23 protein-coding genes are annotated in these 24,316 nt (G+C 62.0%); 11 read left to right on the plus strand and 12 right to left on the minus strand.

Going from position 1 to position 24,316, the window contains the following annotated elements; genetic code table 11:
* The first annotated feature begins 116 nt into the window (after window positions 1-116).
* The 4 genes from ACK59Z_RS03405 (at window position 117) to ACK59Z_RS03420 (ending at window position 3,788) form a co-directional block, all read left to right on the plus strand.
* A complete protein-coding gene (locus tag ACK59Z_RS03405; protein WP_004575653.1) occupies window positions 117-1,493 on the plus strand; it encodes an L-serine ammonia-lyase in 1,377 nt (458 codons plus the stop codon).
* Window positions 1,494-1,520: 27 nt separating this feature from the next.
* Entirely contained in the window at window positions 1,521-2,642 is a 1,122-nt protein-coding gene (gene gcvT / locus ACK59Z_RS03410; RefSeq protein WP_409292413.1) for a glycine cleavage system aminomethyltransferase GcvT, read from the plus strand.
* A 358-nt stretch (window positions 2,643-3,000) separates the two neighbouring features.
* A complete protein-coding gene (locus ACK59Z_RS03415; protein WP_014589840.1) occupies window positions 3,001-3,210 on the plus strand; it encodes a cold-shock protein in 210 nt (69 codons plus the stop codon).
* A gap of 89 nt (window positions 3,211-3,299) precedes the next feature.
* Complete coding sequence (locus ACK59Z_RS03420; protein WP_003255094.1) at window positions 3,300-3,788, plus strand: RDD family protein; 489 nt, start codon at window positions 3,300-3,302, stop codon at window positions 3,786-3,788.
* 148 nt (window positions 3,789-3,936) lie between these two features.
* Here ACK59Z_RS03420 and lptG read toward each other — a convergent pair whose 3' ends face one another.
* Both lptG and lptF read right to left on the minus strand, forming a co-directional pair.
* Window positions 3,937-4,998 carry an LPS export ABC transporter permease LptG gene (gene lptG, locus ACK59Z_RS03425; protein WP_003255095.1) on the minus strand — a complete coding sequence of 354 codons (1,062 nt, stop codon included), beginning with the start codon at window positions 4,996-4,998 and terminating at the stop codon, window positions 3,937-3,939.
* On the minus strand, window positions 4,991-6,106 hold the full coding sequence (gene lptF, locus ACK59Z_RS03430) for an LPS export ABC transporter permease LptF (RefSeq protein WP_003255096.1): 1,116 nt from the start codon (window positions 6,104-6,106) through the stop codon (window positions 4,991-4,993). Before lptF ends, lptG begins: the two co-directional genes overlap by 8 nt.
* Before the next feature lie 301 nt (window positions 6,107-6,407).
* Here lptF and ACK59Z_RS03435 point away from each other — a divergent pair, with 301 nt between their 5' ends.
* The 5 genes from ACK59Z_RS03435 to rlmF all read left to right on the plus strand — a co-directional run bounded on the left by ACK59Z_RS03435 (window position 6,408) and on the right by rlmF (window position 12,812).
* Entirely contained in the window at window positions 6,408-7,901 is a 1,494-nt protein-coding gene (locus ACK59Z_RS03435; protein ID WP_004575656.1) for a leucyl aminopeptidase, read from the plus strand.
* A 50-nt stretch (window positions 7,902-7,951) separates the two neighbouring features.
* Complete coding sequence (locus tag ACK59Z_RS03440; protein ID WP_003255100.1) at window positions 7,952-8,380, plus strand: DNA polymerase III subunit chi; 429 nt, start codon at window positions 7,952-7,954, stop codon at window positions 8,378-8,380.
* A gap of 5 nt (window positions 8,381-8,385) precedes the next feature.
* Window positions 8,386-8,751 carry a hypothetical protein gene (locus ACK59Z_RS03445; protein WP_003255102.1) on the plus strand — a complete coding sequence of 122 codons (366 nt, stop codon included), beginning with the start codon at window positions 8,386-8,388 and terminating at the stop codon, window positions 8,749-8,751.
* A gap of 84 nt (window positions 8,752-8,835) precedes the next feature.
* A complete protein-coding gene (locus tag ACK59Z_RS03450) occupies window positions 8,836-11,682 on the plus strand; it encodes a valine--tRNA ligase (RefSeq protein ID WP_003255103.1) in 2,847 nt (948 codons plus the stop codon).
* Between the two features lie 176 nt (window positions 11,683-11,858).
* Entirely contained in the window at window positions 11,859-12,812 is a 954-nt protein-coding gene (gene rlmF, locus ACK59Z_RS03455; RefSeq protein WP_003255105.1) for a 23S rRNA (adenine(1618)-N(6))-methyltransferase RlmF, read from the plus strand.
* A gap of 47 nt (window positions 12,813-12,859) precedes the next feature.
* On the opposite strand, the gene ACK59Z_RS03460 is transcribed toward rlmF, so the two are convergent.
* Complete coding sequence (locus ACK59Z_RS03460) at window positions 12,860-13,141, minus strand: HU family DNA-binding protein (RefSeq protein WP_003255106.1); 282 nt, start codon at window positions 13,139-13,141, stop codon at window positions 12,860-12,862.
* A gap of 369 nt (window positions 13,142-13,510) precedes the next feature.
* Between ACK59Z_RS03460 and yejK the strand changes: the two genes are divergently transcribed.
* Window positions 13,511-14,518 (plus strand): nucleoid-associated protein YejK, encoded by a 1,008-nt coding sequence (yejK, locus tag ACK59Z_RS03465; protein WP_003255108.1) that lies wholly within the window; start codon window positions 13,511-13,513, stop codon window positions 14,516-14,518.
* On the opposite strand, the gene ACK59Z_RS03470 is transcribed toward yejK, so the two are convergent.
* The 4 genes from ACK59Z_RS03470 to ACK59Z_RS03485 all read right to left on the minus strand — a co-directional run bounded on the left by ACK59Z_RS03470 (window position 14,466) and on the right by ACK59Z_RS03485 (window position 17,330).
* Window positions 14,466-14,807, minus strand: a complete 342-nt coding sequence (locus ACK59Z_RS03470) for a GIY-YIG nuclease family protein (RefSeq protein WP_003255109.1) — start codon at window positions 14,805-14,807, stop codon at window positions 14,466-14,468. The genes yejK and ACK59Z_RS03470 overlap by 53 nt on opposite strands.
* Window positions 14,800-15,276 (minus strand): nuclear transport factor 2 family protein, encoded by a 477-nt coding sequence (locus ACK59Z_RS03475; protein ID WP_003255111.1) that lies wholly within the window; start codon window positions 15,274-15,276, stop codon window positions 14,800-14,802. The genes ACK59Z_RS03470 and ACK59Z_RS03475 overlap by 8 nt, the downstream gene beginning before the upstream one ends.
* A gap of 109 nt (window positions 15,277-15,385) precedes the next feature.
* A complete protein-coding gene (locus ACK59Z_RS03480) occupies window positions 15,386-16,666 on the minus strand; it encodes a CynX/NimT family MFS transporter (protein ID WP_409292418.1) in 1,281 nt (426 codons plus the stop codon).
* Between the two features lie 13 nt (window positions 16,667-16,679).
* Window positions 16,680-17,330, minus strand: a complete 651-nt coding sequence (locus ACK59Z_RS03485) for a FadR/GntR family transcriptional regulator (RefSeq protein WP_019750563.1) — start codon at window positions 17,328-17,330, stop codon at window positions 16,680-16,682.
* A 139-nt stretch (window positions 17,331-17,469) separates the two neighbouring features.
* Between ACK59Z_RS03485 and ACK59Z_RS03490 the strand changes: the two genes are divergently transcribed.
* On the plus strand, window positions 17,470-18,654 hold the full coding sequence (locus tag ACK59Z_RS03490; RefSeq protein WP_108192156.1) for an alkaline phosphatase family protein: 1,185 nt from the start codon (window positions 17,470-17,472) through the stop codon (window positions 18,652-18,654).
* Window positions 18,655-19,312: 658 nt separating this feature from the next.
* Here the strand turns inward: ACK59Z_RS03490 and hisC are convergent.
* From hisC to ACK59Z_RS03515, 5 genes are all read right to left on the minus strand, one after another.
* Window positions 19,313-20,359, minus strand: coding sequence for a histidinol-phosphate transaminase (gene hisC / locus ACK59Z_RS03495; protein ID WP_004574500.1), 1,047 nt, complete (start codon window positions 20,357-20,359; stop codon window positions 19,313-19,315).
* A gap of 2 nt (window positions 20,360-20,361) precedes the next feature.
* Window positions 20,362-21,687 (minus strand): histidinol dehydrogenase, encoded by a 1,326-nt coding sequence (gene hisD / locus ACK59Z_RS03500; RefSeq protein ID WP_019750561.1) that lies wholly within the window; start codon window positions 21,685-21,687, stop codon window positions 20,362-20,364.
* 286 nt (window positions 21,688-21,973) lie between these two features.
* A complete protein-coding gene (gene hisG, locus ACK59Z_RS03505) occupies window positions 21,974-22,609 on the minus strand; it encodes an ATP phosphoribosyltransferase (RefSeq protein ID WP_003255118.1) in 636 nt (211 codons plus the stop codon).
* A 91-nt stretch (window positions 22,610-22,700) separates the two neighbouring features.
* The gene (gene murA, locus ACK59Z_RS03510; RefSeq protein WP_003255119.1) at window positions 22,701-23,966 is read right to left on the minus strand and encodes a UDP-N-acetylglucosamine 1-carboxyvinyltransferase; all 1,266 of its coding nucleotides are present in this window, start codon (window positions 23,964-23,966) and stop codon (window positions 22,701-22,703) included.
* A gap of 23 nt (window positions 23,967-23,989) precedes the next feature.
* On the minus strand, window positions 23,990-24,229 hold the full coding sequence (locus tag ACK59Z_RS03515) for a BolA family protein (protein ID WP_003255121.1): 240 nt from the start codon (window positions 24,227-24,229) through the stop codon (window positions 23,990-23,992).
* Window positions 24,230-24,316: the final 87 nt, after the last annotated feature.

A 24,316-nucleotide genomic window follows, 5' to 3' on the forward strand; every position in this document is an offset into this window, starting at 1 on the left:
TTCTGTGTAGGAGCGGGTTTACCCGCGAATGCGATCTTGAATTTGCCGCCGCATTCGCGGGTAAACCCGCTCCTACAGGGCTCAATGTCCACCCAACAACCTGGCAGGAGGTCCACATGTCACTGAGCGTCTTCGACCTGTTCAAGATCGGCATCGGCCCCTCCAGCTCCCACACGGTCGGCCCGATGCGCGCCGCTGCGCGGTTTGCCGAAGGGCTGCGCCGTGACGGCCTGCTGGCCCGCACCGCCAGCGTCAAAGCCGAGCTGTATGGCTCACTGGGCGCCACAGGCAAAGGCCACGGCAGTGACAAAGCCGTGCTGCTGGGCCTTGAAGGCGAACACCCGGACATTATCGACACCGACAGCATTCCCGCCCGCCTGCAGGTCATCCGCGACAGCGGACGCATCAACCTGCTGGGCGAACACAGCATTGCGTTCATCGAAAAGCAGCACCTGGCGATGATCCGCAAGCCGTTGGACTACCACCCCAACGGCATGATATTTCGCGCCTTCGACGACGCAGGCCTGCAAATCCGAAGCCGCGAGTATTACTCGGTAGGCGGTGGTTTCGTGGTCGACGAGGACGCTGCCGGCCATGACCGCATCGTCGAAGACACCACGGTGCTGGCCTATCCGTTCAAGACCGCCAAGGCGCTCCTCGGCCACTGCACCGCGCATGACCTGTCGGTGAGCCAGGTCATGCTGGCCAACGAGACCGCCTGGCGCCCAGAAGCAGAAACCCGGGCCGGGCTGCTGCGCATCTGGCAGGTGATGCAAGATTGCGTCGCGGCAGGTTGCCAGCATGAGGGCATATTACCGGGAGGGCTCAAGGTCAAACGCCGCGCGCCGGCCCTGTACCGCCAACTGAGCGGCCACCCGGAAGCCAGCCTGCGTGACGCCCTGTCTGTGCTCGACTGGGTCAACCTCTACGCCTTGGCGGTGAACGAGGAAAACGCCTACGGCGGTCGTGTGGTCACCGCCCCTACCAACGGCGCAGCGGGCATCGTCCCGGCAGTCCTTCACTACTACATGCGCTTCGTCCCGGGGGCCAGCGAGGACGGGGTGGTGCGCTTTCTGCTCACCGCCGCAGCCATCGGCATCCTGTACAAGGAGAACGCCTCCATCTCCGGGGCCGAAGTGGGCTGCCAGGGCGAGGTCGGCGTTGCCTGCTCGATGGCCGCCGGGGCGCTGTGCGAAGTGATGGGCGGTAGCGTGCAGCAGGTGGAGAACGCAGCCGAAATAGGCATGGAACACAACCTGGGCCTGACCTGCGACCCGATCGGCGGCCTCGTACAGGTGCCCTGTATCGAGCGCAATGCCATGGGCTCGGTGAAGGCCATCAACGCGGTACGCATGGCCCTGCGCGGCGACGGGCAGCACTACGTGTCGCTGGACAAGGTCATCCGCACCATGCGCCAGACCGGCGCCGACATGAAAAGCAAATACAAAGAGACCGCCCGTGGCGGCCTGGCCGTCAACATCATCGAATGTTGACCCAATAATGACAGCAAGGAGTCATCGATGTCCGAAACACTGCTCAAGACCCCACTGCATGCCTTGCACCTGGAACTGGGTGCACGCATGGTGCCGTTCGCCGGCTACGACATGCCGGTGCAGTACCCGCTGGGCGTGCTCAAGGAACACCTGCACACCCGCGAGCAGGCCGGCCTGTTCGACGTCTCGCACATGGGCCAGATCGTTCTGCGTGGCGCTGACGCCGCCAAGGCGCTGGAAAGCCTGGTACCGGTGGACATCATCGACCTGCCGGTGGGCATGCAGCGTTATGCCATGTTCACCAATGAGCAAGGCGGCATTCTCGATGACCTGATGGTGGCCAACCTGGGCGACGACACCCTGTTCCTGGTAGTCAACGCCGCCTGCAAGGAGCAGGACCTGGCTCACCTGCAATCCCACATTGGCAACCGTTGCGAGGTGCAGCCGCTGTTCGAGGAGCGTGCCCTGCTCGCCCTGCAAGGCCCGGCTGCAGTCAAGGTGCTGGAACGCCTGGCTCCAGAAGTGGCCGGCATGACCTTCATGCAGTTCCGCCGAGTAACACTGCTGGAGGTGGACTGCTTCGTCAGCCGCTCGGGCTACACCGGCGAAGACGGCTACGAAATTTCGGTACCGGGCCACGCAGCCGAGGCCCTCGCTCGTCGCCTGCTGGCCGAGCCGGAAGTCCAGCCGATAGGCTTGGGCGCTCGTGACTCGCTGCGCCTGGAAGCCGGTCTGTGCCTGTATGGCCACGACATGAACAGCGAGACCACGCCGATCGAAGCCAGCCTGCTGTGGGCGATTTCCAAAGTGCGCCGTGCCGATGGTGCACGCGCTGCGGGTTTCCCGGGCGCCGAGGCGATCTTCACCCAACAGCGCGATGGCGTGGCGCGCAAACGTGTCGGCCTGTTGCCGCAAGAACGCACGCCAGTACGTGAGGGTGCGGATATAGTAGATGCCAACGACAAACCGGTAGGCAAAGTGTGCAGCGGCGGATTTGGCCCGACACTCGGCGCACCGGTTGCAATGGGTTATATCGATAGTGAACATAGCGCCCTCGACACGCCACTTTTTGCTGTCGTGCGCGGCAAGAAGGTTGCCTTGAAAGTCAGTAAAATGCCTTTCGTAGCACAACGTTACTACCGTGGCTGAAACTGCTTTGTGAGGGTTGGGGGCAGGTTTGAGATATTCGTTTTCGAACCTCCCCAATAACTTTTGAACATACCGCCAGGCCAGGCACCATGCCGTTTCCGCGCAAACGGCCGGTTGTCGGCAAACGGTCAATTTTCCATACGACCAAGGGCTTGTTTTTCGCTCGGCAGTTGGCGTAGAGTCACAGCACTGTGTTTGCATGGGTCGCAACAGTTCGTGACCTGGGCCAGTAGCCGAGATTTGCTACAACCCGTTCGACGTCTCTTACTTTCCTGCAACCCAGCCCAGTAATCTTTCGCTTACAAAAAAAGTGCGAAAGAACTGTCATCAAAATTTAAGTTTCATAGGAAATAAGACAATGGCTGAGCGTCAGAAGGGTACCGTCAAGTGGTTCAATGACGAAAAAGGTTACGGCTTCATCACCCCAGAAAGCGGTCCGGATCTTTTCGTTCACTTCCGCGCCATCGAAGGCAACGGCTTCAAGAGCCTGAAAGAAGGCCAGCAAGTCACCTTCGAAGCAGTCCAGGGCCAGAAAGGCATGCAGGCTGACAAGGTTCAACCTGTCTGATCCAGCGCCAGACTTTGAAAAGCCCCTGCCAAGTGCAGGGGCTTTTTTTTGCCCGTAGAATAGTGGGCTCGTCTTTTGGAGCGTCCTGCATGTCCAAGCCTCTACTCACTCCCCAGGGAGATTTTCCGCCGGTCGGCCTGGGCCGGCGCCTGGCAGCGATGTTCTATGACTTTCTACTGTGCACCGCGCTGCTGATCGTGACCGCCGGCGCCTACAAGATGATTCAGATGTCGATCATCGGCGAAGCACGTATGCGCGAGCTGACCGAGGCCGGTGCACTGGATGGCGACCCATTGCTGTCTACGGTACTGCTGTTTGCCCTGTTCGGCTTCTTTGCCAAGTTCTGGACCCACGGTGGGCAGACGCTGGGTATGCAGGTATGGGGCGTTCGGGTGCAGAATGCCGATGGCTCGGCCATCAGCCTGTGGCAGGCGCTCTTGCGGTTCGTCGTGTCGATTGCCTCGTGGCTGTGCCTGGGGCTGGGTTTTTTCTGGGTGCTGATCGACAAGCGCAAGCGTGGTTGGCATGACATCTATTCGGAAAGCCAGTTGGTGCGGGTACCTAAACAGAAGAAATGAGCCAGAGGATTGGCGTTACCGGTTCGGGCCCTTTCCTGATGCCCGCGCGATACCTGTAGGCGCGGGTTTACCCGCGAACGGGCCGGGCCAGATAAACAGCCATGAAAAAGCCGACCCTGAGGTCGGCTTTCTTGTGCAGCTCTGGCTATTACCCTGCCCGGCGCAACAACCACACACCGGCCAAGGCACAGATGCCCGCCGGTATCACCACCGCCAGCAGCGGTGGGAAGCCGAATACCTGGCTCGAAGGCCCGAGCAGGTCCTGGCCAATGCGAAACACGAAGCCCACCAGCACACCCGTGAACACGCGCTGACCAAGGGTAACCGAACGCAGCGGGCCAAAGATGAACGAAATCGCCATCAGCACCAGGGCCGCCGTTACCATCGGCTGCAGCACCTTGGTCCAGAATGCCAGCCAATATCGGGAGTTGTTCAGGCCCTGGTCAGACAGGTAGTGGATGTAGTCCCACAAGCCGGTAATCGAAAGCGACTCCGGCGCGAGGATCACGGTATTGAGCAGTTCTGGGGTGAGCGAAACATCCCAGCGCTCCTCCGGCGCGTTGACCACCTCGGTGTGGTCGCCACGGAAATAGGTGGTACGCACATCAGCGAGCAGCCAGTGGTCGTTCTGGTACTGCGCACGGCGGGCAAAGCTCGAGGTGACAATCTTGCGCTCGCTGTCGAAGCGGTAGCGCGTCACACCCAGCAGCAGGCCATTGGGCTGTACGGCGTTGATGTGCACATACTCCTCGCCCTGGCGGTGCCACATGCCACGTTTGGAACTTTGTGCTTCACCACCACCTTGGGCCAGGGAACGGTCGGCCTGAGCCTTGTTCTCGGTCACCGGTGCCACATATTCGCCAATCAGCAGCCCCACCAGCATCAGCACCAGCATGGGTTTCATCACCGCCCAGACGATACGACCGATGGACACGCCGGCCGCACGCATGATGGTCAGCTCGCTGCTGCTGGCCAGACTGCCCAGGCCGATCAGGCAACCGATCAGGGCGGCCATTGGCAGCATTTCATACAGCCGCCGAGGTGCGGTAAGCAGGACAAAGTTGCCTGCCTCCAGCACCGTATAGGTGTCACTCAGGTCGCCCATCTCATCGATGAAGGCGAAAAGCGAAGCCAGGCCGAGGATGATCCCCAGCACGGCCAGGATGGCCAGCAGCACGCTCTGGCCGATGTAGCGATCGAGCTTAGCCATGGGCCACCTCCGCACGGCGGGCGGCACGTTTGAGGCGCAGCGGCTCCCAATACATCAGGCCAAGGCCAATCAGCAGGAACAAGCCGTGTACCCACCACATGCCCAGGGCGATCGGCAGTTTGCCCTTCTCGAGGGCGCCGCGTACGGAAATCAGCATTGTCAGGTAGGCCATGTACAGAAGAATTGCCGGCAGCAGCTTGAGGAAACGGCCCTGGCGCGGGTTGACCCGCGACAGCGGCACCGCCAGCAGGGTGACGACGAACACCAGGATCGGCAGCGACAGCCGCCATTGCAGCTCGGCGCGCTCACGCAGGCCCTCCTTGCCGATCAGTTCGACGGTGGGAATAGCTTCGCGCTCGGTCACTTCCTCGGCGACTTCCGGCTTGGGCAGCAGCACGCCGTAGGTGTCATATTTGATGGCGCGGTAGTCGGCCTGGCCCGGGTTGCCGTCGTAGCGGTAACCGTTTTCCAGCACCAGGTAGCGGTTGCCGTCGGCCTGGATTTCCTGGTGGCCCTTCTCGGCGACCAGCACCGAGGGGGCGCGGTCCTTGGTCTTGTCCTGATTGAAGCGCTTCTCGGAGATGAACACCCCGCCCAGGTTGATGCGGTCATCCGACAATTGCTCGGTGTAGGTTACCCGCGAGCCATCACGCAAGGTCTGGAAGCGGCCCGGCACCAAGGTGTCGAACTCGGTCAGGGCATCCTGCTGGCTGATGATCTGCTGCACCTGGGCCACGCCCAGCGGGGCCAGGCTCAGGCTCAGCCAGGCCACCAGCAGGGCAACCAGGGCAGCCGGCGCCATGGTCATGCCCAGCAGGCGCTGCTGGCTCATGCCAGTGGCCGACAGCACGGTCATCTCACTTTCCAGGTACAGGCGCCCGTAAGCCAGGAGGATGCCGAGGAACAGCCCCAGAGGCAGGATCAGTTGCAGGAAGCCTGGCAAGCGGAAGCCCATGATCAGGAACAACACGCCAGGGTCGAGCACGCCCTGGGCAGCCTGGGCCAGGTACTTGATGAAGCGCCCGCTCATGATGATCACCAACAGCACAGCGCTGACGGCGCTCAAGGTGACCAGGACCTCGCGGGACAGATAACGAAAGACGATCAAACCAGACACTCCTGGGTTGTCAGGGCGGACTGCCATGCAATGGCGCCAAACAATGACTTAGTACATCCAAGACCAATGCCGGTTCGCCAAAGGCGAACCTCCATGTAAAGTGCGCGCATTATCCTGTGATTGACCGCCCCTGTCACTTGGCCGCGTACGAAGGTGCACAACGGGGTTGTCAGCACGCTTGCCACAGGCTCAAACTGGCAGCTTTTCCGCTGGTGCGCGACGACGCGGCCAGGCCCGTCCAGAGCGCTGGAACACACAGCGCCATTCGTATCGATCATTCGGGGATCCTGACATGGAACTGGTTGTAAAAAGCGTAGCTGCTGCATCCGTAAAAACCGCCACACTGGTACTTCCGGTAGGTGAAAACCGCAAGCTCGGCGCTGTTGCCAAGGCTGTCGACCAGGCCAGCGAAGGCGCCATCAGCGCCGTGCTCAAGCGCGGCGACCTGGCCGGCAAGCCGGGCCAGACCCTGCTGCTACAGAACCTCCCGGGCCTGAAGGCCGAGCGCGTGCTGCTGGTGGGTAGCGGCAAGGAAGAAGCCTTGGGCGACCGCGCCTGGCGCAAACTGGTGGCCAGTGTCGCTGGCGTGCTCAAGGGCCTGAACGGCGCTGACGCAGTACTGGCCCTGGACGATATCGCGGTCAGCAACCGCGACGCCCATTACGGCAAATACCGCCTGCTGGCCGAAACCCTGCTGGACGGCGAATATGTGTTCGACCGTTTCAAAAGCCAGAAAGCCGAGCCGCGTGCGCTGAAAAAGGTCACCCTGCTGGCCGACAAAGCCGGCCAGGCCGAAGTCGAGCGTGCGGTCAAGCATGCCAGCGCCATCGCCAGCGGCATGGCCTTCACCCGTGACCTCGGCAACCTGCCACCCAACCTTTGCCACCCAAGCTTCCTGGCCGAACAGGCCAAGGAACTGGGCAAGGCGCACAAGGCCCTCAAGGTTGAAGTGCTGGACGAGAAAAAGATCAAGGACCTGGGCATGGGCGCGTTCTACGCCGTGGGCCAGGGCAGCGACCAGCCGCCACGCCTGATCGTGCTCAATTACCAGGGCGGCAAAAAGGCCGACAAGCCATTCGTGCTGGTGGGTAAAGGCATTACCTTCGACACCGGCGGCATCAGCCTCAAGCCAGGCGCCGGCATGGATGAAATGAAGTACGACATGTGCGGCGCCGCCAGCGTGTTCGGCACCCTGCGTGCAGTGCTCGAGCTGCAGCTGCCGATCAACCTGGTGTGCCTGCTGGCCTGCGCCGAGAACATGCCAAGCGGCGGCGCCACCCGCCCAGGTGACATCGTCACCACCATGAGCGGTCAGACCGTGGAAATCCTCAACACCGACGCTGAAGGCCGCCTGGTGCTGTGCGACACCCTGACCTACGCCGAGCGCTTCAAGCCGCAGGCGGTGATCGACATCGCCACCCTGACCGGCGCCTGCATCGTCGCCCTGGGCAGCCACACCTCCGGCCTGATGGGCAATAACGACGACCTGGTCGGGCAGTTGCTCGATGCCGGCAAGCGCGCCGACGACCGTGCCTGGCAGCTGCCGCTGTTCGATGAATACCAGGAGCAGCTGGACAGCCCGTTCGCCGACATGGGCAACATCGGTGGGCCGAAGGCCGGTACGATCACCGCGGGTTGCTTCCTGTCGCGCTTTGCCAAAGCCTACAACTGGGCGCACATGGACATCGCCGGCACCGCCTGGGTCAGTGGCGGCAAGGACAAGGGCGCCACTGGCCGCCCGGTACCTCTGTTGACCCAGTACCTGCTGGACCGCGCTGGCGCCTGAAGCCGTGAAGCCGGTGGTGCCTTGCGCGCCACCGGCCGGCGATTCCCACCATGAGCAAAGTCGACTTCTACATTCTGCCCACCGACTCGCTGTCGGCGCGGCTCGATTTCGCCTGCAAGCTGTGCGAGAAGGCCTGGCGCCTTGGCCATCGGGTCTATCTGCACTGCCAAGATGCAGCACAGCGCAGTGAACTGGACCAACGCTTATGGCGCTTCAAGGGCGAGGCCTTCGTGCCCCACGACCTCGCCGAGGTGCATGCCGATGCTGACGTGGTTCTGGGCCTGGCTGACAACGCCGGCGAGCACCACGGCCTGCTGATCAACCTCGGCGCCAGCGTGCCGGGCTTTGTCGGGCAGTTCGAGCGGGTGGCCGAAATCGTTGTTGAAGAGCCGGCTATCCGCCAATCAGCCCGTGAGCGATTCCGTTTCTACCGCGAACAGGGCTATGCTCTGCAAGACCACCGCTTACAGCGACTTTAACGACGATGGACAAGCCCTCCCCTTTGCCCGATTCCGCCCATCTGCTCGATGACCTCGAGTCGATCCGTCAGCTGCTTGGCGACGCCGACCTGCAACCGCCGCTGCTCACCGAGACGGTAGAGCAGATTCCGTTGCTGCTGGACGAAGCCGCCAGCGACCCCGCGGCGCCCGCCGAACCTGTAGCTGCCGAACCCGAGGACGACCCGCAGACCCGCCGCCAGGACACCCTGCTGCACCTGGAAAGCGAGCTGCGCGCCGCAGCGCAGATGATCATGCAGGACGTGATCAACGACTTTACCCCGCATATCGAGAACGAAATCAAGCGCCGGCTGGATGCGCGGATCGAGCGGCTGATCAAGCGTTCCGAGTAGAACCGGGCAACGGTGTCGCCTGCGGCCCCCAGCTTGGTTATACTTCCCGGCTTTCCCGAATAAATGCACAGGGTCCCGCCGCGCATGGATAAGACCTACCAGCCGCACGCCATCGAAACTTCCTGGTACAACACCTGGGAGTCCGAGAACTATTTCGCTCCACAAGGTGCAGGCGAGTCCTACACCATCATGATCCCGCCGCCGAACGTAACCGGCAGCCTGCACATGGGCCACGGGTTCAACAACGCGATCATGGACGCCCTGATCCGTTTCCGCCGCATGCAAGGCCGCGACACCCTGTGGCAGCCGGGTACCGATCACGCGGGTATCGCCACGCAGATGCTGGTCGAGCGCCAACTTGAAGCCAAAGGCCAGAACCGTCATGACCTGGGCCGCGAAAAGTTCCTGGAAAAAGTCTGGGAATGGAAGGATCAGTCCGGCGGCAACATCAGCCGCCAGATTCGCCGCCTGGGCTCATCGGTAGACTGGAGCCGCGAGCGCTTCACCATGGACGACGGCCTCTCCGAAGCGGTTAAAGAAGCGTTCGTGCGCCTGCATGAAGACGGCCTTATCTACCGCGGCAAGCGCCTGGTCAACTGGGACACCAAGCTGCACACGGCCATCTCCGACCTCGAAGTGGAAAACCACGACGAGAAAGGCCACCTGTGGAACCTGCGCTACCCGCTGGCCGACGGCGCCAAGACCGCCGAAGGCCAGGACTACCTGGTAGTTGCCACCACGCGTCCGGAAACCCTGCTGGGTGACGCTGCCGTGGCCGTCAACCCGAACGACGAACGCTACCAGGCACTGATCGGCAAATTCGTCGAACTGCCATTGGTCGGCCGTCGCATCCCGATCATCGCCGATGACTACTGCGACCCCGAGTTCGGTACCGGTTGCGTGAAGATCACCCCGGCCCACGACTTCAACGACTACGAAGTCGGCAAGCGTCATAACCTGCCGCTGCTGAATATCTTCGACAAGAACGCCTTCGTGCTGGCCAGCGCCCAGGCCTTCAACCTCGACGGCAGCGTTAACGAGCAGGTCGACACCCAACTGCCGGCCCAGTACGCCAACCTTGACCGCTTTGTCGCGCGCAAGCAGATCGTCGCCGACCTGGACGCCCAGGGCCTGCTGGTCAGCATCGACGACCACGCCCTGAAAGTACCGAAAGGCGACCGTTCCGGCACGGTCATCGAGCCGTGGCTGACCGACCAGTGGTACGTTTCCACCAAGCCGCTGGCAGAGCCTGCCATCGCCGCCGTGGAAGATGGCCGTATCCAGTTCGTGCCCAAGCAATACGAGAACATGTACTTCTCCTGGATGCGCGATATCCAGGACTGGTGCATCAGCCGCCAACTGTGGTGGGGCCACCGCATTCCTGCGTGGTACGACGAGGCCGGCCAGGTCTACGTTGGCCGCAACGAGGAAGAAGTGCGCGCCAAGCACAAGCTGGGCGCCGACGTGGTCCTGCGTCAGGATGACGACGTACTCGACACCTGGTTCAGCTCGGGCCTGTGGACATTCTCCACCCTGGGCTGGCCGGAGCAGACCGAATTCCTCAAGAAGTTCCACTCCACCGACGTGCTGGTGACTGGCTTCGACATCATCTTCTTCTGGGTTGCGCGCATGATCATGCTGACCATGCACCTGATCAAGAACGAAGACGGCACCCCGCAGGTACCGTTCAAGACCGTGTACGTGCACGGCCTGGTACGTGACGGCCAGGGCCAGAAGATGTCCAAGTCCAAGGGCAACGTGCTGGACCCGCTGGACATCGTCGACGGCATTACCCTCGACGCCCTGCTGGAAAAACGCACCAGCGGCATGATGCAGCCCAAGCTTGCCGAGAAGATCGCCAAGCAGACCAAGGCCGAGTTCCCCGAAGGTATTGCCAGCTACGGCACCGACGCCCTGCGCTTCACCTTCTGCTCGCTGGCCTCGACAGGCCGCGACATCAAGTTCGACATGGGCCGCGTCGAAGGCTACCGCAACTTCTGCAACAAGATCTGGAACGCAGCCCGCTACGTGCTGGACAAGGGTGAAGACTGCGGCCAGAACGGCGAAGCCTACGAGCTGTCGCTGGCAGATCGCTGGATCATCTCGCAACTTCAGCGTACCGAAGCCGAAGTAACCCGCCAGCTGGAGCAGTTCCGCTTCGACCTGGCCAGCCAGGCGCTGTACGAGTTCATCTGGAACCAGTACTGCGACTGGTACCTGGAGCTGTCCAAACCGGTACTGTGGGACGAAAACGCCCCGGTAGAGCGCGCCCGTGGCACCCGCCGCACCTTGGTGCGCGTGCTGGAGGTGGCACTGCGTCTTGCGCATCCGTTCATGCCGTTCATCACCGAAGAAATCTGGCAGCGCATTGCGCCGCTGGCCGGCATCGACGGCAAGACCATCATGCTGCAGCCATGGCCAGTGGCCAACGAAGCGCGCATTGACGCCGCCGCCGAAGGCGACATCGAGTGGCTGAAAGAGTTGATGGTCGGCCTGCGTAATATTCGCGCCGAAATGAACATCGGCCCCGGCAAGCCGCTGCCGCTGTTCCTGAAGAACGCCAACGCCGACGACCAGCGCCGCCTGCAGGAAAACGAAGCGCTGCTCAAGAAGCTGGCCAAGGTCGAGTCGTTCACCGTACTGGGTGATGCCGACGAAGCGCCGCTGTCCGCTACCGCCCTGGTCGGTGACCTGCAAGTGCTGGTGCCAATGGCCGGGCTGATCGACAAGGATGCCGAGCTGGCGCGCCTGAACAAGGAAATCCAGCGTCTGCAAGGTGAAGTGCAACGTGTTGGCGGCAAGCTGTCCAACGCAGCCTTCGTCGACAAGGCCCCGCCTGCGGTGATCGAGAAGGAACGCGCCAAGCTGGCCGAGTCCGAACAGGCCCTGGCCAACTTCACCGAGCAGCATGCGCGGATTGCAGCGCTGTAATCACTAGAGAGACCGTTGGGGCCGCTGCACGGCCCTTTCGCGACACAAGGCCGCTCCCACAGGACGGCGCCAACCTTCAAGGCGCCCCCCCTGTGGGAGCGGCCTTGTGTCGCGAAAGGGCTGCGTAGCAGCCCCAGGTTCTTCAAGCCACCGCTCGTATAGGGCTGGACACTGCCATGACCCCGAACAAACCCACCCTGCACCCGCGCAACCGCCACCAGGGTCGCTACGACTTCCCCAGCCTGATCAAGGCCCACCCTGACCTGGCCCGTTTCACCATCACCAACCCCCACGGCAAGCCCAGCATCGACTTTGCCAACCCCGAAGCCGTCCGCGTGTTCAACCGTGCACTGCTCAAGGCCCAGTACGGCATCCAGCACTGGGACATCCCAGCCGATTACCTGTGCCCGCCCATTCCTGGCCGTGCCGACTACATCCACGTAGCCGCCGACCTGTTGGCCGATGACAATGCTGGCGACGTCCCAAGGGGCGCCCAAGTGCGTGCGCTGGACGTCGGCGTGGGGGCCAACTGCATCTATCCACTGCTGGGCCACAGCGACTACCGCTGGCGCTTCCTCGGTTCAGACATCGACCCCGTGGCTCTGGCCTCGGCCAAGGCTATCGTCCAGGCCAATGGCCTGGGCAAAGCCATTACCCTGCGCCAGCAGGCCAACCGAGCGCACATCCTCAGCGGCCTGCTGCAGGAGGGCGAACGCTTTGACCTGACCCTGTGCAACCCGCCCTTCCATGCCTCACGCGACGAAGCCACCCGCGGCAGCCAGCGCAAATGGAAGAACCTCGGCAAACAGGACCCCAAACGCAAGCTGCCGGTGCTGAACTTCGGTGGCCAGAACAATGAACTGTGGTGCGAAGGTGGCGAAATCCGCTTTGTCACCCAGTTGATTGGCGAAAGCGTGCAGTACGCCGAACGGGTGCTGTGGTTCACCAGCCTGGTGTCCAAGGCCAGCAACCTGCCGGGCATCGAGGCCGCGTTGAAGAAGTCCGGCGCCAAGGCCGTGCGCATCATCGAGATGGGCCAGGGTCAGAAACAGAGCCGCATGGTCGCCTGGAGCTTCCATGACAACGCCGCACGCCAGGCCTGGCACGCCCAGCGTAAATCACAGGCATGAAAAAACCGCGCCCGGGCAAGCCGGGCGCGGTTTCGTCAAAACAACAATTACTTGTTGATAGCGTCGGTCAGCACTTTGGCTGGAACGAACTTGACGACTTTCTTGGCAGCGATTTCGATGGCAGCGCCAGTCGAAGGGTTGCGGCCGGTACGGGCAGGACGCTCGGAGACTTTCAGCTTGCCGATGCCTGGCAGAGTGATTTCAGCGCCGTTTTCCAGTTGGTCGGCAACGATCTGGCCCAGTTGCTCCAGAGCGTTCTTGGCGGTGGCTTTTGGCGCGGCGATCGATTCGGCGATGTCGGCAATCAGTTGGTCTTTGGTCAATGCCATGGTGGTGTTCCTTCCCTATCAAATTCGATGGTTATGCAGCGGACTACGACGTTATCGGGCCAGCCCCTTGAAATGGAGGGCCGCGCCAATTGCGTATGTAGATACGAAAATCGGCGTTTGGTTCGACACGACGACAGCATGCTGCCAGCAATGCGCACACGAGGGGCGCAAGACCGCGCAAAACTACCACAGGAATGGATAAATATCCGCTTCGCACTTTGATTAAATGCAGGTTTTTCGGGGGTTTCAGCTGAAAACACACAAAATTGAACAAAAAACGAACAACCGACATATCTGCCAACATACGGCCACTGCATCACCTCAGGTCTAGGTTAAACTTGGCAACTTTTGCAGCTCGCCGAGAATTCCATGCCAATCCGTCATTGCATCGTTCACCTGATCGACAAAAAGCCCGATGGCAGCCCCGCCGTGCTGCATGCTCGCGACTCCGAACTGGCTGCCTCCGATGCCATCGAAAACCTCCTGGCCGACCTCAATGACAGCTATAACGCCAAGCAAGGCAAGGCCTGGGGCTTTTTCCACGGCGAATCGGGCGCCTACCCGCTGAGCGGCTGGCTGAAGCAGTACCTGGAGGGGGAAAAGGACTTCACCGCCTTCAGCCGCGTGGCTGTCGAGCATCTGCAGAAGCTGATGGAAGAGTCCAACCTGTCCACCGGCGGCCACATCCTGTTTGCCCACTATCAGCAAGGCATGACCGAGTACCTGGCGATCGCCCTGCTGCACCATAGCGAAGGCGTGGCGGTGAATGCCGAGCTCGACGTGACCCCTTCCCGTCATCTCGACCTGGGCCAGCTGCACCTGGCAGCACGCATCAACCTGTCGGAATGGAAGAACAACCAGAACTCCAGGCAGTATATTTCGTTCATCAAGGGCAAGAACGGCAAGAAGGTGTCGGATTACTTCCGCGACTTCATCGGCTGCCAGGAAGGCGTCGACGGCCCGGGCGAAACGCGTACCCTGCTCAAGGCCTTCAGCGATTTTGTCGAAAGCGAAGACCTGCCGGAAGAATCCGCCCGCGAAAAGACCCAGACCCTGGTCGAGTACGCCACCACCCAGACCAAGCTGGGCGAGCCGGTGACGCTTGAAGAGCTGTCCAGCCTGATCGACGAGGACCGCCCCAAAGCGTTCTACGACCACATCCGCAACAAGGACTACGGCCTGTCGCCGGAAATTCCTGCTGACAAACGCACCCTCAACCAGTTCCGCCGTTTCACCGGGCGTGCCGAGGGGCTGTCGATCAGCTTCGAGGCACATTTGCTGGGGGACAAGGTGGAGTATGACGAAGCGGCGGGGACCTTGATCATCAAGGGGCTGCCGACAACCTTGGTGGATCAGCTGAAGCGCCGCAAGGACTGATTTCCCCCAAGCCGCCAAAGGAGGCCACCAGTGCCTCCTTCGCTGACTTGCGCAGCCGCTTCACCAACCGCTCCTGGCGCAGCGCCGCGCCCTTGTCCGGCCACTGCTCCACGTACACCAGCGCCTGGGCCGGGCTGGTCTTGAAATAGCGGGCGCCCTGCCCTTTCTGATGCGCGGCGAACCGACGCTGCGGGTCATCGCTGATGCCGCAATACAACGAGCCATTGGCTGCCCTTACCAGATAGACAAACCAGGGCTTACCAACGGCAGGTTCGACGACTTCACTCACCCTGGGCCTGCTGGAATGCGCGCAACCCCTTGAATGCCTGCAGGCGGACCTTGTTCTGCATCAGCGGCGACCACCCCAGCAGCATTCCAGGAACACCCAACGCTTGCCGCGACCAGCGCCACAGGTCAAAGGTATCGTCATGCTGGCAAATCAGCCCATCACGCATGACAAAGCGTGCCTGGATATCGTTGACCACAACACGGCCGGTCTGGCTGAACAGGTAGGTAGCCACCCAGTGCGCGCTGCCACTGTGCTCATCTGCACGTATGCTGTCGAATGTCAGGGTGAAGTTCTTGGCGCGGGTGGTGAGCATCCGCCACATATCGCCTGCGTCCTTGCCGCGCAGGGTGCCGAACACCGGGTCGCTGAAAACGATATCGCTGCTGTAGCAGGCCAGCATGGCGTCGGCATCCAGGCGCTGGAAAGCCTGGTAGAAACGGGTAATCAGGGCGCGGTTGGCATCGCTCATTGTGGGCTTGTCCGTCCTAGGTTCGAAAACTGCACGATAATCTGCCCCGATGGCTTATGCCAGTCCCGTCCTCTTGGCAGGCAAGAGGACGGTACTGCAAAAACAGGCCTCAGACTTTTTCGCAGGTCACCTGCACCTGCAGTGCCCGCCCGGCACCCAGCCCGAACACGACGGCGCCAACGCCCAGTACCGCAAAAATCCAACCCAATGCCGCCCAGCCGCCGGTCAGGTCATGCACCAGGCCCACCGCGAAAGGCCCCATCGAGGCCAGGGTATAACCCACCCCTTGGGCCATGCTCGACAAGTTCGCCGCCACGTGGGCATCTTTCGAGCGCAGCACGATCAAGGTCAGCGCCAGGGCAAAGGTACCGCCCTGCCCCAGGCCCAGCACAATGGCCCACCCCCACAACCCGGAAAGTGGCGCATACAGGCAACCGAACAGCCCCGCCAGCGTACCTGACATGACCAGCACGATTGCCAGCCGCTGGTCCTTGCCGCGGGTGGCCAGCCAGGGGGCACTGAGCGAGCTGATCAACTGCACGATTACCGACCCCGACAGCACCAGCCCTGCCTCGGTAGGGCTGAGGCCGCGACCGATCAGGATCGATGGCAACCAACCGAACACGATGTAGGCCAGTGATGACTGCAGGCCTATATACAGGGTCACCTGCCAGGCCAGTGGGTCACGCCACAAGCCTCGCACGCGATAGGCCACCCTGTGCAGCCCATGCCCCTGACGGGCCTGTGGCAGCCACACCAGCATGGCCAGCAAAGCCGGCAGCACCCAGAAGCCCAACCCTAGTGCCCAGCTGCCGTCGAAATGCTGGGCCAACGGCACGGTGGCACCCGCGGCCATGGCCGCGCCCAAGCATAATGCCATGGTGTATACACCGGTCAGCGTGCCAGCGTGTTGCGGAAAGTCGCGCTTGACGATACCTGGCAACAATACGCCGATAATGCCGATGCTGGCCCCTGCCATCAGGCTGCCGAGGAACACCCCGACAGCCCCAAAGGTACTTCGTACCACGAGGCCAAGCGCCAGGGTGACGAGGATCCCAAGAATCACCCGCTCGCTGCCAAAGCGCCGCGCCAGCACTGGCGCCAAGGGAGCAAACAGGCCCAGGCAGAGCACCGGCAAGGTGGTCAGCAAGCCCGCCTGCGAAGCATTCAGCCCCAAGCCTTCAGATACTTGGCCCAGCACCGGCGCCATGCTCGACAATGCCGGGCGCAGGTTCAAGGCCACCAGCACCAGGCCCAGCAGCAACAGCCAGGGCCGCCGCAACACCACAGCCTGTTGCTGGACCTGTTCGTCGTCAGCTTCAGCGTCGATCAGCAGCTCATCGAGATCCCGCTCGTTCGATGGGGTATTACGGGTGATGGATTCAGCCATGGCCTTCTCGGTGTCAGGATTCAATGAGGGTACGGCTCAGGCGCTTGGCCCGTTCAGCGTCACGTTGCTCGATGGCGTCGAGGATCTGCCCATGCAAGTCGAACGTGGCCTGGCAGCGCGGAACGGTGGCCATATTGTGTTGCAGAGCGGCAGCCACGACCCCGGAGAAGTAACGGTACAGCTCGCTCAATGCCGGGTTGTGGGCGGCATCGACCAGCCGCTGGTGGAAGACCAGATCGCAGGCGACATAGGTATCGACATCGCCGTGAAAGTGCCCGGCACTGCCTTCCAGGGCATCCTTTAGCGCTTGCAGGTCGGCATCGTTACGACGCAAAGCCGCCAGGCCGATGGCCTCCGCCTCGAGGATATGGCGGGTCTCGCGGGCCTGCTCGAGCGTACATCGGGACATCGCGTGCACCGCCTGCAGCGGGTCCTGGGCAGTGCGCAGGTAGCTGCCGTCTCCCTGGCGAATTTCCACCAGGCCACTGAACGCCAGCACGCGCATGGCCTCACGCACCGTGTTACGGCTAATGCCCAGTTGCAAGGCAAGCTCTGGCTCGGTAGGCAGGCGCTGGCCGACCTGCCAATCGCCCAGCACGATGCATTCGCGCATGCGCTCTACCGCCAACTCCACCAGGGAACGCTTGGTCAGCTCTGTATTCATGTCACTCAACCAATCATCCGATGAATTGCCGCAGCTTACTGGATTGCAGGCGAAGACGTAAACCACCTGGTATTTCTGCCAGTTGTGGGCATGCCGCTTTGTTGCAACGCTCGTTGCGTGCTTTCAAGGATGCGCCCACATGCGAATGGCGAGTTTGCTGTTACTGCTGTTCCTGGCCCTGCAGCCAGGCTGTGACCCGGCCCGACACCCGAGCCGCCCCAAGACCTTGCTCATCGGCCTTGATGGCGTGCAACTGCAGCAGTATTTGCAACTGGGCGATGCAACCAACCTGGAGCAGCGGCTTTACTACGGCAAGGCTTACGCCGGGGGTATCAATGGTAAAGCCAGCGAGCAGCTCACGTTGAGCGGCCCTGGCTGGATCACTTTGCTGACCGGCGTGTGGAGCAACAAGCATGGCGTTGAATCGGACGACGACTCGCAACGGGTCAACCCGGCGTTTCCCAGCCTGTTCAAGCGGCTACGCCTGGCCTACCCCAATGCCTACCTCTCCAGCATCGTCAACTGGTCACCCATCAACACGGCATTTCTGCTGGAGGACGCCCATGACGCCGATGTACGCGAAAGTGGTTTGCCAGATGAACAGGTGATTGCGCGTACGTTGCAGATCCTGGGTGACACACCCGCTGACTTCACGTTCATTCAACTGGACGAACCTGACCAGATCGGCCATCAAAGGGGTTATGGTGAGCACTATGCGCGGGCGTTGCGCAAGGCCGACAGCGAGATCGGGCGGCTATTGGACAAGGTAGACCAGCGGCGTCGCATGTTCCCACAGGAAGACTGGCTGGTACTCGTCAGCACCAACCATGGCCGGGACTATTGGGGGAAAGGCCATAGCGGCGCTTCGGAGCAGGAAAAGAGTATCTTCATCGCCAGCAATAAGCCGTTGAATCAGGAACTGACCGAGCTGAGCATTCCTGTGGAGATGCCTGGGCCCGGCGGCCTGTACGGGCTTCCCGCGCAGACCTCGGTAGCGTCCACGGTGCTGCGTCACATGGGCCTCAAGCTGCAGCCGGAATGGCTATTGGACGGCACGCCTTTACTGGGTGATACCGGCGTGCGCAAGGCGCGGGCCGATGAAAACAAAGGACGGCTACGCTGGAACAGTAACGCCAAGGGTTATCTGACCATTATCAAGAACGGCCATGTGGTTGCCCAGGTTGCGGCCAGAGACGACCAATGGATCGATCCGGAGGGGATGGACAAGCAGAACGATTATGTACTGGTGCTGGATGGTACACCGGCGGCGGTGCGCAACAGGCCGGCAGCCAAGCCATTTGTGATCGAAGACCGCCGCTATTAAGCCCTTGAGAAGCAACAGTTCTGTCGTTTCTCAAGGGCTGGCGCGATCCCCGTAGGAGCGGGTTCACCCGCGAAAGGGCCGGCCCTGCTGGCCAGTTTCCACCCGCCGTTCACCGTTGCCGCCGCTACCGTATTCGCGGGTAAACCCGCTCCTACATTGGACGCGCACAGGCTGTTGTAGGAGCGGGTTCACCCGCGAATGGGCCGGGCCTGCTGGCAAATTTCCACCGGCCGTTCGCCGCTGCCGCCGCTACCGTATTCGCGGGTAAACCCGCTCCTACATTGGACGCGCACAGGCTGTTGTAGGAGCGGGTTCACCCGCGAATGGGCCGGGCCTGCTGGCCAGATTCCACCCGCCGTTCACCGTTGCCGCCGCTACCGTATTCGCGGGTAAACCCGCTCCTACGATGGACGCGCACAGGCTGTTGTAGGAGCGGGTTCACCCGCGAATGGGCCGGGCCTGCTGGCCAGTTTCCACCCGCCGTTCACCGTTGCCACCGCTACCGTATTCGCGGGTAAACCCGCTCCTACGATGGACGCGCACAGGCTGTTGTAGGAGCGGGTTCACCCGCGAATGAGCCGGGCCTGCTGGCCAGTTTCCACCCGCCGTTCACCGTTGCCGCCGCTACCGTATTCGCGGGTAAACCCGCTCCTACACGTCAGCTCAACGCATCCAGCAGTGCCTGGTTCATTTCCGGCGTACCGATGGTAATCCGCAGGAACTGGGCAATACGCGGCTGCTTGAAGTGACGCACGATCACGCCCTGCTCGCGCAGGCGTGCCGCCAGCTCGCCGGCATCCTGCTGCGGGTGGCGGGCGAAAATGAAGTTGGCAGCCGACGGCAGCACCTCAAAGCCCTTGGCCTGCAGCTGACCGACCAACACCTCCCGGCTGTCTATCACCTTGCGGCAGGTGTCCTCGAAGTACTCACGGTCTTCGAACGCCACCGCCGCACCGACGATAGCTGCACGGTCAAGCGGATAGGAGTTGAAGCTGTTCTTGATCCGCTCCAAGGCCTCGATCAGGTCCGGGTGCCCCACCGCCAGGCCCACTCGCAGCCCCGCCAGCGAGCGCGACTTCGAAAGCGTCTGGGTAACCAGCAGGTTATCGTAGCGGTCCACCAGGCTGATCGCGGTTTCACCACCGAAATCGATGTAGGCCTCATCCACCACCACCACCGAATCACGGTTGGCCTGCAGCAGCTGCTCCACCACCTGCAACGGCATCAGGCAACCGGTCGGCGCGTTGGGGTTGGGGAAGATGATGCCAGCGTTGGGCTTTTTGTAGTCCTCAATGCGGATCTGGAACTGCTCATCCAGCGCCACCTGTTCGAAGGCAATGCCGTACAGGCCGCAGTACACCGGGTAGAAGCTGTAGCTGATGTCCGGGAACAGCAGGGGCGCATCGTGCTGGAACAGGCCGTGGAAGATGTGCGCCAGCACCTCGTCCGAGCCGTTGCCGACAAACACTTGCGCCGGGGTCACGCCGTAGTACTCGGCCACCGCTTGCTTGAGACGGTCACCGTTCGGGTCCGGGTACAGGCGCAGGTTATCGTTCAGCTCGCCGCGCATGGCCTCCAGCGCCTTGGGCGACGGGCCATAGGGGTTTTCGTTGGTGTTCAGCTTGACCAGGCGGGCCAGCTTGGGTTGCTCGCCCGGCACGTAAGGCACCAGGTCCTTGACGAAGGGGCTCCAGAATCGACTCATGCTCAGTTCCCCTTCTCTTGGGTCAGGATACGGTATTCAGCGCTGCGGGCGTGGGCGGTCAGCGACTCGCCACGGGCCAGGACCGAGGCAGTGTGGCCCAGTTCGGACGCGCCCTGTTCGGAGCAGAAGATGATCGACGAACGCTTCTGGAAGTCATACACCCCCAGCGGCGACGAAAAACGCGCGGTACCTGAAGTGGGCAGCACGTGGTTAGGGCCAGCGCAGTAATCGCCCAGCGCTTCGCTGGTGTGGCGGCCCATGAAGATCGCGCCAGCGTGGCGAATGTGTGGCAGCCAGGCTTGCGGTTCGGCCACCGACAGCTCCAGGTGCTCCGGTGCAATGCGGTTGGCCACGTCCATGGCCTGCTGCATGTCACGCACCTGGATCAGCGCACCACGGCCATTGATCGACTTCTCGATGATATCGGCACGTTCCATGGTCGGCATCAGCTTGTCGATGCTGGCAGCCACACGATCGAGGAAGGCGGCATCCGGGCTGACCAGGATGGCCTGGGCGTCTTCGTCGTGCTCGGCCTGGGAGAACAGGTCCATGGCAATCCAGTCCGGGTCGGTCTGACCGTCGCACACCACGAGAATTTCCGAGGGGCCGGCGATCATGTCAATGCCTACCTGGCCGAACACGTGGCGTTTGGCGGTGGCAACGTAGATGTTGCCCGGGCCGACGATCTTGTCCACCTGCGGCACGCTTTCAGTACCGTAGGCCAGCGCAGCCACGGCCTGGGCACCACCGACGGTGAACACCCGGTCGACACCGGCGATGCAGGCAGCCGCCAGCACCAGCTCGTTGACCTCACCACGCGGGGTCGGTACCACCATCACCACTTCAGCCACGCCCGCGACCTTGGCCGGGATGGCGTTCATCAGCACCGACGACGGGTACGACGCCTTGCCGCCCGGCACATACAGGCCAGCACGGTCCAGCGGGGTGACCTTCTGGCCGAGCACGGTGCCGTCGGCCTCGGTGTACTGCCAGGAATCCTGCTTCTGCCGCTCGTGATAAATGCGCACACGGTTGGCGGCCTTTTCCAGGGCCTCGCGCTGGACCGGTGTAATACGGGTCAGCGCCAGTTCCAGGCGCGCGCGATTGAGGATCAGGTCGTCAATCGACTTGGCGTCAACACCATCGAAGCGCTGGGTGAATTCCACCAGCGCCGCATCACCGCGTTCACGCACGGCCTTGATGATGTCGAGCACGCGCTGATTGACCGCGTCATCGGACACACTTTCCCAGCTCAGCAGATGATCCAGATGTCGGGCGAAATCCGGATCAGCGGCGTTGAGACGGGCAATTGCAGTGGACACGGTCATGGCGAGGGCCTCGTAATATTAGCGAATGCTCAGGCGCCCTAGGGGATTGTGCGAAAAGTGCCTGCGCGACGATCATGCTACGTTAAAAACAGGCTTGGAATGCTCATTTGCAACCAGCAAAGTCGGGCGCGACCCCGGCCGTTCCTCGCCTGTTTTCGTTCTTGCATGATCGCCGCTCGGCGACTTTTCGCACAATCCCAAGCTACCAGTCCATCCGCGCGGGCACCCGAGAAAAATGGCTATGACGCGGATAGACGGGCGCGACAGCGAAGGTCGCGCGCAGGAGTCAACCGCGGTGTCGCGATTCGACCGCTTGACGCAGCGTGTCGATCAGGCTCTGGATACGGGCGTGCTGCATTTTCATGGAGGCTTTGTTGACCACCAGGCGCGAGCTGATCGTGGCGATCAGTTCCTGGGGTTCCAGGCCGTTGGCACGCAGGGTGTTGCCGGTGTCGACCACGTCGATGATCTTGTCGGCAAGGTTGATCAGCGGCGCCAGCTCCATCGAGCCATACAGCTTGATGATGTCGACCTGGCGACCTTGTTCGGCATAGTAACGCTTGGCTACGTTGACGAACTTGGTGGCCACACGCAGGCGGCCCTTGGGCTCGGCGGCGCCGACTACGCCCGCGGTCATCAGCTTGCATTGAGCAATCTGCAGGTCCAGAGGCTCATACAGGCCCTGGCCGCCGTACTCCATCAGCACGTCCTTGCCGGCCACACCCAGGTCGGCAGCACCATGCTCGACATAGGTCGGCACGTCAGTGGCACGCACGATCAGCAGGCGCACATCGTCCTGCGTGGTGGGGATGATCAGTTTGCGACTCTTGTCCGGGTTTTCGGTCGGCACGATGCCGGCCTCGGCGAGCAACGGCAAGGTATCGTCGAGAATACGGCCTTTGGAAAGCGCGATGGTCAACATTGGAACGTCGGTCCTTAAGCGGCTGCTGCCGGCCAGGTCATCGACCTGGCCGCATTCAATTCAAAAGGTGCGTCCTTGCACCCGCGGGGTACTAGCCCGGTACGCGGCGGATTTTCGCGCCGAGCATCTGCAGTTTTTCCTCGATGCACTCGTAACCACGGTCGATGTGGTAGATGCGATCGATCAGGGTATCGCCTTCGGCAACCAGCGCCGACAGCACCAGGCTGGCGGAAGCACGCAGGTCGGTGGCCATGACCGGGGCACCCTTCAGCGCCTTGACGCCAGTGACGATGGCGGTGTTGCCTTCGACCTGGATCTGCGCGCCCATGCGGTGCATTTCGTAAACATGCATGAAGCGGTTTTCGAAGATGGTCTCGATTACCGCGCCAGTGCCTTCGGCAATGGCGTTCAGCGAGATGAACTGCGCCTGCATGTCAGTCGGGAACGCCGGATACGGGGCAGTACGCAGGTTCACGGCTTTCGGCCGCTTGCCATGCATGTCCAGTTCGATCCAGTCCTCGCCGGTGTTGATGTCGGCACCCGCTTCCTTGAGTTTTTCAAGCACGGCTTCAAGGATGGTAGGGTCGGTGTCCTTGACCTTGACGCGGCCACCGGTCACGGCAGCGGCAACCAGGTAGGTACCGGTCTCGATGCGGTCCGGCATGACGCGGTAGTTGGCCGAATCCAGTCGTTCGACACCGTCGATGGTGATGGTGTCGGTACCTGCGCCCTGAATGTTCCCGCCCATGGCGTTGATGAAGTTGGCCAGATCGACCACTTCAGGCTCACGCGCGGCGTTCTGCAACACGCTGCGGCCCTTGGCCAAGGCAGCGGCCATCATGATGTTCTCGGTACCGGTCACGCTGACGGTGTCGAAGAAGAAGTGCGCGCCACGCAGGCCACCTTCAGGCGCCTTGGCCTTGATGTAGCCGCCCTCCACTTCGATCTTCGCCCCCATGGCCTCAAGGCCACGGATGTGCAGATCGACCGGGCGCGAGCCAATGGCGCAACCGCCAGGCAGGGCCACTTCGGCTTCGCCGAAACGGGCAACCATCGGGCCCAGCACCAGGATCGAGGCGCGCATGGTCTTGACCAGCTCGTACGGCGCGACCAGGGTCTTGATGGTGCGTGGATCGATCTCCACCGACAGCTTTTCGTCGATCACAGGCTCGATGCCCATGCGCCCGAACAGCTCGATCATGGTGGTGATGTCGTGCAGGTGCGGCAGGTTGCCCACGGTGACCGGGCCATCGGCCAGCAGGGTCGCTGCCAGAATCGGCAGGGCTGCGTTTTTCGCGCCCGAAATGCGGATCTCGCCGTCAAGGCGAGCGCCGCCAGTAATAATCAGTTTGTCCATTGGAGTCTCGCCGCCAAGTTGGCTCAGGTGCGCTCAGCCCAGGCTGCGCTGCTGAAAAATTTCATGGTTACCGCATGGATGCTGCCATTGGCGATCCACGGATTCAGGTGAGCATAGATCGCCTGCTGGCGTTTGACCGGACTCAGGCCAGCCAACTCGTCGCTGATCACGTTCAACTGGAAGTTGCAGCCTTCGCCTTCAACTTCGACCCGGGAACCCGGCAATTTCTCTTCAAGGAAGCTTTTAACTTCTACGGCCTGCATGCTCAACCTCAATCGGCGCCCGATGCGCACGGGTCGGCCATCATACAAAAAAGCCCCTCGCCTGCGAAGCCCAACGAAGGCTTCGCT

The organism is Pseudomonas sp. KCJK9058, assembly GCF_046230975.1.
Classification (GTDB): domain Bacteria; phylum Pseudomonadota; class Gammaproteobacteria; order Pseudomonadales; family Pseudomonadaceae; genus Aquipseudomonas; species Aquipseudomonas alloputida.

Coding starts and splice junctions, on each gene's coding strand:
- murA (WP_003255119.1), bottom strand. CDS start 23,966: ATGGACAAACTGATTATTACTGGCGGCGCTCGCCTTGACGGCGAGATC.
- ACK59Z_RS03450 (WP_003255103.1), top strand. CDS start 8,836: ATGGATAAGACCTACCAGCCGCACGCCATCGAAACTTCCTGGTACAAC.
- ACK59Z_RS03475 (WP_003255111.1), bottom strand. CDS start 15,276: ATGAGCGATGCCAACCGCGCCCTGATTACCCGTTTCTACCAGGCTTTC.
- ACK59Z_RS03405 (WP_004575653.1), top strand. CDS start 117: ATGTCACTGAGCGTCTTCGACCTGTTCAAGATCGGCATCGGCCCCTCC.
- gcvT (WP_409292413.1), top strand. CDS start 1,521: ATGTCCGAAACACTGCTCAAGACCCCACTGCATGCCTTGCACCTGGAA.
- ACK59Z_RS03515 (WP_003255121.1), bottom strand. CDS start 24,229: ATGCAGGCCGTAGAAGTTAAAAGCTTCCTTGAAGAGAAATTGCCGGGT.
- ACK59Z_RS03420 (WP_003255094.1), top strand. CDS start 3,300: ATGTCCAAGCCTCTACTCACTCCCCAGGGAGATTTTCCGCCGGTCGGC.
- hisG (WP_003255118.1), bottom strand. CDS start 22,609: ATGTTGACCATCGCGCTTTCCAAAGGCCGTATTCTCGACGATACCTTG.
- ACK59Z_RS03485 (WP_019750563.1), bottom strand. CDS start 17,330: ATGAATACAGAGCTGACCAAGCGTTCCCTGGTGGAGTTGGCGGTAGAG.
- ACK59Z_RS03415 (WP_014589840.1), top strand. CDS start 3,001: ATGGCTGAGCGTCAGAAGGGTACCGTCAAGTGGTTCAATGACGAAAAA.
- ACK59Z_RS03480 (WP_409292418.1), bottom strand. CDS start 16,666: ATGGCTGAATCCATCACCCGTAATACCCCATCGAACGAGCGGGATCTC.
- rlmF (WP_003255105.1), top strand. CDS start 11,859: ATGACCCCGAACAAACCCACCCTGCACCCGCGCAACCGCCACCAGGGT.
- ACK59Z_RS03460 (WP_003255106.1), bottom strand. CDS start 13,141: ATGGCATTGACCAAAGACCAACTGATTGCCGACATCGCCGAATCGATC.
- lptG (WP_003255095.1), bottom strand. CDS start 4,998: ATGGCTAAGCTCGATCGCTACATCGGCCAGAGCGTGCTGCTGGCCATC.
- ACK59Z_RS03435 (WP_004575656.1), top strand. CDS start 6,408: ATGGAACTGGTTGTAAAAAGCGTAGCTGCTGCATCCGTAAAAACCGCC.
- hisC (WP_004574500.1), bottom strand. CDS start 20,359: ATGAGTCGATTCTGGAGCCCCTTCGTCAAGGACCTGGTGCCTTACGTG.
- yejK (WP_003255108.1), top strand. CDS start 13,511: ATGCCAATCCGTCATTGCATCGTTCACCTGATCGACAAAAAGCCCGAT.
- hisD (WP_019750561.1), bottom strand. CDS start 21,687: ATGACCGTGTCCACTGCAATTGCCCGTCTCAACGCCGCTGATCCGGAT.
- ACK59Z_RS03445 (WP_003255102.1), top strand. CDS start 8,386: ATGGACAAGCCCTCCCCTTTGCCCGATTCCGCCCATCTGCTCGATGAC.
- ACK59Z_RS03440 (WP_003255100.1), top strand. CDS start 7,952: ATGAGCAAAGTCGACTTCTACATTCTGCCCACCGACTCGCTGTCGGCG.
- ACK59Z_RS03490 (WP_108192156.1), top strand. CDS start 17,470: ATGCGAATGGCGAGTTTGCTGTTACTGCTGTTCCTGGCCCTGCAGCCA.